Origin of the sequence: Streptomyces sp. NPDC049577, assembly GCF_040675635.1 — a bacterium.
Classification (GTDB): domain Bacteria; phylum Actinomycetota; class Actinomycetes; order Streptomycetales; family Streptomycetaceae; genus Streptomyces.
The window spans coordinates 22,184-28,539 of sequence record NZ_JBFAPH010000041.1 but is presented as its reverse complement, the minus strand read 5'-3'; the positions used below and the strand labels follow the sequence as shown (position 1 = coordinate 28,539).

Here is a 6,356-nt window from a genome sequence, read left to right as displayed (position 1 = left end):
CCGAAGGTGGCCTCGGCTGGGTCGTCGCGGTCCACTCCACGATCGTCCGTACCCACCAGCACGCCGCCGGGGCCCGTCAAAAGGGGCTCCGGCAGGTGGGCCGGCCGATCGTGCCCTCGGCCGCTCCCGAGGCGGGCTGACCACCAAGATCCACCTCGCGGCGGACAGCCACTGCGGGCCGTCGGCCTTCGTCCTCACGCCCGGCCAAGCCGGTGACGCACCCGCATGCGAGCAGGTCATGACCCGTATACGGGTGCCCCGGCGGATCGGCTCCCAGGATCACCCCCGACGCCGTCCTGGCCGACAAGGGCTACTCGTCCCGGGCGATCCGCCGCCATCTGCGACGACGCGGAATCCCGGCGGTGATCCCACAGCCTGCCGACCAGGCCGCCCATGGGAAGCGGCAGGGCAGCCGTGGCGGCCGCCGGCCGGCCTTCGACCGTGAGGTCTGCAAACAGCGAAACACCGGCGGACTGCCCGGCCGTTCCCTCAGCGGCAGCCAGATCGGCTTGCGACTACACAAGATCGGCATTCGGCCCCAAGGAGACCGGTCCACCGCCCTGTTCACCCTCGCCGACGAACTCCCCGCCGCGATCCTCGCCCGGATGCTCGGTGTCCACATCCAAGTCGCCGTCCAGTGGCCGAAGGCATCAGCCGGGGAAACTGGGCCGCATACGCCGCAGATGTCAGCCAACGTGTCTCGGAGAACCAATGAGACTGCCCGTAATCATCCACCATGCACGCCTCGGGGCAACGGAGTTCAAGGTCATCCGCCCTGCCCAGCCACTGCCCCACGCAGTACTCATCGACCACGACCGGCACCTGGGCGCCTACCTTGACGAGGACGCCGCACGCCGGATTGGCGGCCTATGGCTACTCGCCGCCACGTCACCGCGCGCGCTGATCCACCTGCCGATGCGCGGCAACCAGCCCCCCTCCCGCGAACTGCCGGAGGACGCGACACGCCGGCTCGATCTCGTGCTGCTCCATCACTCGCTGCAGTTTGCGCCGGCACGCTGGAAAGAGATCCGCAGCCGCCTCGGCCCAGGCCGTCCGCGGACCGTGACGCTGCGCGACTCAGGGCTCGAAAGCGATGCCGTGGTCGACCACGAGGCACGGCACTACCAGGAGAACCGGGACCTGTTTCACCAGCACCTCCACGCCGAGACCCTGTTCATGACCGGCAGTGCCAAGGTGTTCAGGGAGACCGCCTGGCACTTCCTCGACGTCGCTCGCAACGGGCCCGGCTACGTCCCCATCCACCCGAACTACCCGTACTTCTGCACAGAACTCCACTCCAACGACGGCATCCTCGGCGACGCGCGAGAGATCCACATCGAGTACTGCAACGAATGGGGCTCCTGATCCAACAGGCACAGGGGGGAGGCATTCGGGCAGTTCCAATACCCGACTCCACCATTGGCCGTCTACCCCACCGAGACCATCGAGGCCCACCGGGCCTTCATCACCCGCCGCCGCACCCTGCGCCCCGCCGAGGAGTACCGCGCCCCCACCGACGCGGAGTGGGAAGACTTCCTCGGCCACTTCGAACGCCGCAAGCTCTCCGTCGGCACCTGCGCCCGCGCATACGGAACCGCCTGCATCCACGAACACGCCTGTGTCCGCTGCTCCCTCCTACGGCCGGATCCGGCCCAGCGCGGCCGGCTCGCGGAGATCCGCGAGAACCTGCTGGATCGGATCGCCAAAGCCGAGCGTGAGGGGTGACTCGGCGAGATCGAAGGACTCCGTATCAGCCTCGCTGGCGCCGAATCCAAGATCGGTCAGATCGATGCGGCGGCATCGGGCGGGCCTGTCCGGTGAGCCGGAGACTGAACGCGTCGACCGCCCCGACTGCTGCGCCCTGCCGGACCCGGAAAACACCCGCGTGCTGTCCGTAAAGGGAGGCCGTGTCGACGAGATGTGGCACACGCCTCAATGCCCGCCCTCACTATCCAAGAAATCATGGGCGAGGAAGGGCACAAGCGGGTCCTGGAAGAGGAAGCCTGGGCCAAGGACGTCTTCCCCGACGCCCACGAGCGGCTCAAGCGCGCCGCCGCCGCAATACCGGCCGACGCTGCTGCACGGCCCTGGATCGCGGCCCTGACCGAGTTGGTCCAGGCGCAGGCCGACACCACCGGTTTCGTCCCGCTGCCTCGCTGGGCGCAAATCCGAAAGCCCGCCGCAACGTCCGCGACTACGAGCGCCTGCCCGAACACGCCGAAGCCCACCTCACCTGGGCACTGATCACCCTGATGACCCGGCGCCCGGCCCGCGACGGCCGACCCCGCACCGACGGCTGGGATAGGAAGCAGCCCCAGAGCAACTGACACGTGCCACCCGCTCGGGGGCTGCTTCCCACCGTGCTTCGCGGCCAGCCCCCGGCCGATCGCGACGCGTCAGAGCCCTGAGTCGTTAGGGGGCCGACGCGGCTTACCTGTTCCGGGCCCGGCCGGGCCCGGCACAGCCACTACTGGTCTGCTTGAGGGTGGGGATGATTCCTCAACGAGATCGTCAGGTCACGTGCACGGTACGTCGATGGTGTACGTGCGCTGGCCGGAGTCGATGGCCTGGTTATCGCCCCAGTACGGGCCGACCTGGTGGAACGTCATGGAGACGCTGTACGAGCCGCAGCCGTTGAGGACGGCGGGGGAGCCGCCGCTGGCCGAACCGTTGAGGGAGGTCTGCTTGACCTGGGGGACGGAGTAGTTCCCCGACTGGCCGCTCTTGCTCAGGGTGCCACTGGCGGTCCAGTTGGCGGGGTAGCTGCTGCTGGCGGAGTACCAGGAGCCGCCATAGTAGTACTGCGTGTTGGTGTTGTTGACCCGCACTTCGTTGCCGCCGGACCCGAATCGCAGGCACACCTGCGCCTCGGCGTAGGTGTACTGGCCCGATCCGTAGAAGCTCTCCTTCGCGGCGCAGTAATCGCCCGAGGGCGCGGCGGCGCGGTGCTCGGCTGCCGTGGCGGTGGTGCCGGTGGCGAGACCGGACAGTGCCAGGAGGGCGACGGCCAGGCCGGCTCCGATTCTGCGCGCGGGGAGCCCGCCCGGGGTGACAGGTACGGTGCCTTGCGAGTGGGGCGTTACTGGTGTGGTGCGTCGTGAAAGCCGCATGAGCCGCCTCCTGCTTCGCATGCCGCCCCCTGGGTTGCGGGGTGCGTCCAGAACAGCAGGGACGGCAGCGGCATAGCGTCGCTATCCACATGATTCACCTATGAGGGTGGCTAAGGCCGTTGACGCGGCTGGGGGTGACCCGAGCTGTCACCTCACCGCCGCAGGCAAAGCCTCCTCACCGCTGCCGGCCTCAAGCGGTTTTCCAACACGCTGTCAGGCGAGGTTGCTGACGGCGCCGTGGAATAGCAACGCTAACCGGGCCAGGGCCCTGGCCCGGCCGGCTACACCGTGCCCTCGCTGCGCTCCACAGGGCAGTGCCGCCGCGCCGGGTCGATCCGGCCATCGCTCAGGCCCAGGACCGTCTTGGATTCTTGAGGACTTTCCGGATGGGGCGTCGCTGTCGCCCCTGACCCCTGGGACGAGTCGGGCCGCTCAGCGATGTTGGCCGCCACGACCATGAGCACCACGGTGATGGCGATTGCCCACGGGGGCAGGATCTCGGGGCACAGCGGCCCGACGTAGGGGATCGGTGTGATCAGGCGGCGCGCTGTGGTCCGTGAGCGCGTTCCGCACGCCGGTATCCGTAACTTCCTGGCGGGTGTCATGGCCTTGGTCCGCCTTCCCTTTCCGTATTCCTCGTTCTCCGTCTCCTGTCAGGACACCAGAGGGGAAGCGGTCCCGCAGGGCTCACGAGGGGGGCTCACGGATCGCAGCATGCGCCGACGCCAACGCCCCTTCATTAGGCTGGAGTTAAGGCGAAGGCCAACCTGGAACGGAGCGTTGGGGTTATGGCGGAGGGAAGAGCCTCCGGCCGCGGAGCCAATGTCCATCTGGACAAGCTGATCGGGGAGTCCGGCATCAGCCACAAGCGGCTGGCGCACCGGCTGAACGAGCTCTGCTCGGCCGAGGGCATCGCCAGCGAATACACGCACACCTCCGTGGCCAACTGGTCCCGCCGGGGGATGCAGCCGAGGTGGCCGGTGCCCCAGCACATCTGCACAGCGCTCGCCGAACGCCTCGGGCGCCCCGTGAGCTTGGCCGACATCGGCATGGAGTCAGCACAAAACGGTCACGCGATCGGCCTGGCATTTCCGCGAGACCAGCGGCAGGCACTCACCGAGGCAGCTTTGTATTGGAGCACCGTGAACCGACGTAACTTCCTGGCAGCGGTTCCCTTCGCCGCCTTTGCGTTCTCCGAGCCGGTGACCCGCTGGCTGGTCAGCCCCACCGAGCCCATGAAACCCTCACCGGGGGAGTCCCTCCTCGGGCGCGCGCACATCGAGGAGCTCCGCGCGGCGGCCGACAACGCACGGACGTGGGACTCGCGGTTCGGTGGGGCCTTGTGGAAGTCTCGTTCACTCACCGAGTACCTGAATGAGCGCGTCACGCCGCTGCTGAGCGCCCGGTACTCGGAGCGGGATGGCCGTGACCTGTTCTCCGTGACCGCCGAGATGGCCCGCCTCGCCGGTTGGACGGCATTTGACGCCGGTCAGCACCAGACCGCGCAGCGCCACTACATCCAGGCCCTGCGGCTGGCCAAGGCCGCAGGCGACATCCACCTGGGCTCCTACATCCTGGCCACCATGGCCATGCAAGCGCTGATGCGCGGGTTCCCCTCACAAGCCGTCGACATGGCCCAGGGAGCCTACGAGCGGGTACCGGCCGCCGACCCCCGAGTGCTCGGATTCGCCAAACTGATCGAGGCACGCGCGCACGCGCGGGACGGAGACGCACGCTCAGCCTGCGCCTGCCTCGCCACCGCCGAGCAACTCCAGGAACGCGCGCAGACCGAAGGCGTGGAAGAACGCCCCTGGATCGACTTCTTCACCCGACAGCGCATTGTCACGGATGCCACAGAAATCTTCCGCGACCTGGGACGCCCTAAGTCCGCCTTCGCCTGGCACGCTCTGGGAGCAATGCCCGGGGACGCGTTCGCCAGGTCCAGGGGCGTCCGGCTATCCGTCCTGGCCACGGCCCACGCTCAGCAGGGGAACCTGGATGCGGCCCTGTCTCTCGGAGAGGAATCGCTCCGGCTCTTCTGCCGGCTCCAGACCGCGCGCGGCCTCGACTACGTCAAGATCTTTACCAGCGCACTCGGCCCCTGGCGCCGCGAACGCTCGGTGGTGGCCTACATGAGCCAGGTCAGGGCATTGGCATCCGACCTCCCTGCGTAGGCGTCAAGATCAAACCCTTAACGCGGTGGGAAGGCGAGCCGGCGCGTGTGCTGGACCTCACTCCCTGAACACCTGTTGTGCGGTCGGGCTCCGGGGGCGGAAGCCGCCCACGCCTGTGTTCGGGGTGACGCCACGGGCGTGCTCGGGCCTCCGAGCCGGGATGGGCTCGTGAGGGCGCGCCGGTCGTGGAGATCGTTGCGGTTGCGCCCGCGAACGCCGCGATGGCGCGGCGGGGGGGCACGACCGGAGGAAGTGCGGTTTGGCGGCCTTGTGTCGCCGAGCAGCTATTTCCGACGGTTGAGGGATCGCGCCTGATCGTATGTACCACTGGCCCCAAGTCCGGTCTACCTCCTCGTCCTCAGCGGGGGCCAGTTGCCATTGGCCGATCCAGATGCGCCAGGCGAACGTCATGGTGAACAGGCCCAGGGTGAACACGGCGCTCCACAGCAACCAGGCCGGCAGACAGGGAGGCGGTCGCCAGGAATCGCTGGCTCGGTGTCAGGTTGAGCTGAGGCACGACAGCTGTCACCAAGGCAGGCTTGTTGTCACCGGGAGCGCCGGACAGGAGTGCTGGCCGGCTGGTGAAGCGAAGGTTGACCGTTTGCCGTCGAAGGCCCACGGGCCCTGAACCGTCTCGGGCGCAGAGGAGACCCTTGCTGCACCTCGAAAAGATCATCCCATCTGCGCCTTGAGGTGGTCGATCACCTCGTTGAACTCCTTCGTCGGCGAGAAATCGACGTACTCGCAGTCCTCAAGGGCTTCCGGCGCATGCCCTGGCGGCCAGTAGAACGCCTGCCCGGCCTCATAGATCTCGTCCCCGTCCGCAGTCCGCATCTTCAGCCGCCCCTTGATCAGGTATCCCCAGTGAGGGCACTGGCACAGGTTGCCTGGCAAACCCGTGAGGGCCGGCGCCATATCCGCGCCCTTGGGGAACCGCACGAATGCAGCGGACATGTCGCCTCCGACTTCCTGGAGGCGCAATTCCACACCACCGCCTTCGATCACCACAGGGGCCTCGGTTCGCGTCGTCGCCGTCATGGCTGCCTCCTCGTTGGGGTTCGCCGGAGCCGAG

The 6,356-nt window shown here is 68.0% G+C and carries 6 protein-coding genes and 1 pseudogene; 5 read left to right on the top strand and 2 right to left on the bottom strand.

Annotation, left to right across the window (positions count from 1 at the left end; genetic code table 11):
* The 4 genes and pseudogenes from AB0K09_RS08035 to AB0K09_RS08020 form a co-directional block, all read left to right on the top strand.
* Positions 1 to 839 (top strand): annotated as a pseudogene (locus tag AB0K09_RS08035) (transposase); the annotation flags it as partial.
* Positions 727 to 1,365: a hypothetical protein gene (locus AB0K09_RS08030; protein ID WP_366064442.1), complete on the top strand. Its 639-nt coding sequence runs from the start codon at positions 727 to 729 to the stop codon at positions 1,363 to 1,365. The pseudogene AB0K09_RS08035 and the gene AB0K09_RS08030, both read left to right, overlap by 113 nt.
* Positions 1,366 to 1,419: 54 nt before the next feature.
* A complete protein-coding gene (locus AB0K09_RS08025) occupies positions 1,420 to 1,725 on the top strand; it encodes a hypothetical protein (protein ID WP_366064438.1) in 306 nt (101 codons plus the stop codon).
* A gap of 237 nt (positions 1,726 to 1,962) precedes the next feature.
* Positions 1,963 to 2,244 carry a hypothetical protein gene (locus AB0K09_RS08020; protein ID WP_366064443.1) on the top strand — a complete coding sequence of 94 codons (282 nt, stop codon included), beginning with the start codon at positions 1,963 to 1,965 and terminating at the stop codon, positions 2,242 to 2,244.
* Between the two features lie 272 nt (positions 2,245 to 2,516).
* Here AB0K09_RS08020 and AB0K09_RS08015 read toward each other — a convergent pair whose 3' ends face one another.
* Positions 2,517 to 3,110, bottom strand: a complete 594-nt coding sequence (locus tag AB0K09_RS08015) for a hypothetical protein (RefSeq protein WP_366064437.1) — start codon at positions 3,108 to 3,110, stop codon at positions 2,517 to 2,519.
* 788 nt (positions 3,111 to 3,898) lie between these two features.
* Here AB0K09_RS08015 and AB0K09_RS08010 point away from each other — a divergent pair.
* Entirely contained in the window at positions 3,899 to 5,284 is a 1,386-nt protein-coding gene (locus AB0K09_RS08010; protein ID WP_366064436.1) for a sporulation protein, read from the top strand.
* A gap of 672 nt (positions 5,285 to 5,956) precedes the next feature.
* Here the strand turns inward: AB0K09_RS08010 and AB0K09_RS08005 are convergent.
* Positions 5,957 to 6,322: a hypothetical protein gene (locus tag AB0K09_RS08005; protein ID WP_366064435.1), complete on the bottom strand. Its 366-nt coding sequence runs from the start codon at positions 6,320 to 6,322 to the stop codon at positions 5,957 to 5,959.
* Positions 6,323 to 6,356: the final 34 nt, after the last annotated feature.

Bases quoted from the DNA above. Each gene is read 5' to 3' on its own strand.
- AB0K09_RS08010 (WP_366064436.1), top strand. From the start codon at position 3,899: ATGGCGGAGGGAAGAGCCTCCGGCCGCGGAGCCAATGTCCATCTGGAC.
- AB0K09_RS08005 (WP_366064435.1), bottom strand. From the start codon at position 6,322: ATGACGGCGACGACGCGAACCGAGGCCCCTGTGGTGATCGAAGGCGGT.
- AB0K09_RS08015 (WP_366064437.1), bottom strand. From the start codon at position 3,110: ATGCGGCTTTCACGACGCACCACACCAGTAACGCCCCACTCGCAAGGC.
- AB0K09_RS08020 (WP_366064443.1), top strand. From the start codon at position 1,963: ATGGGCGAGGAAGGGCACAAGCGGGTCCTGGAAGAGGAAGCCTGGGCC.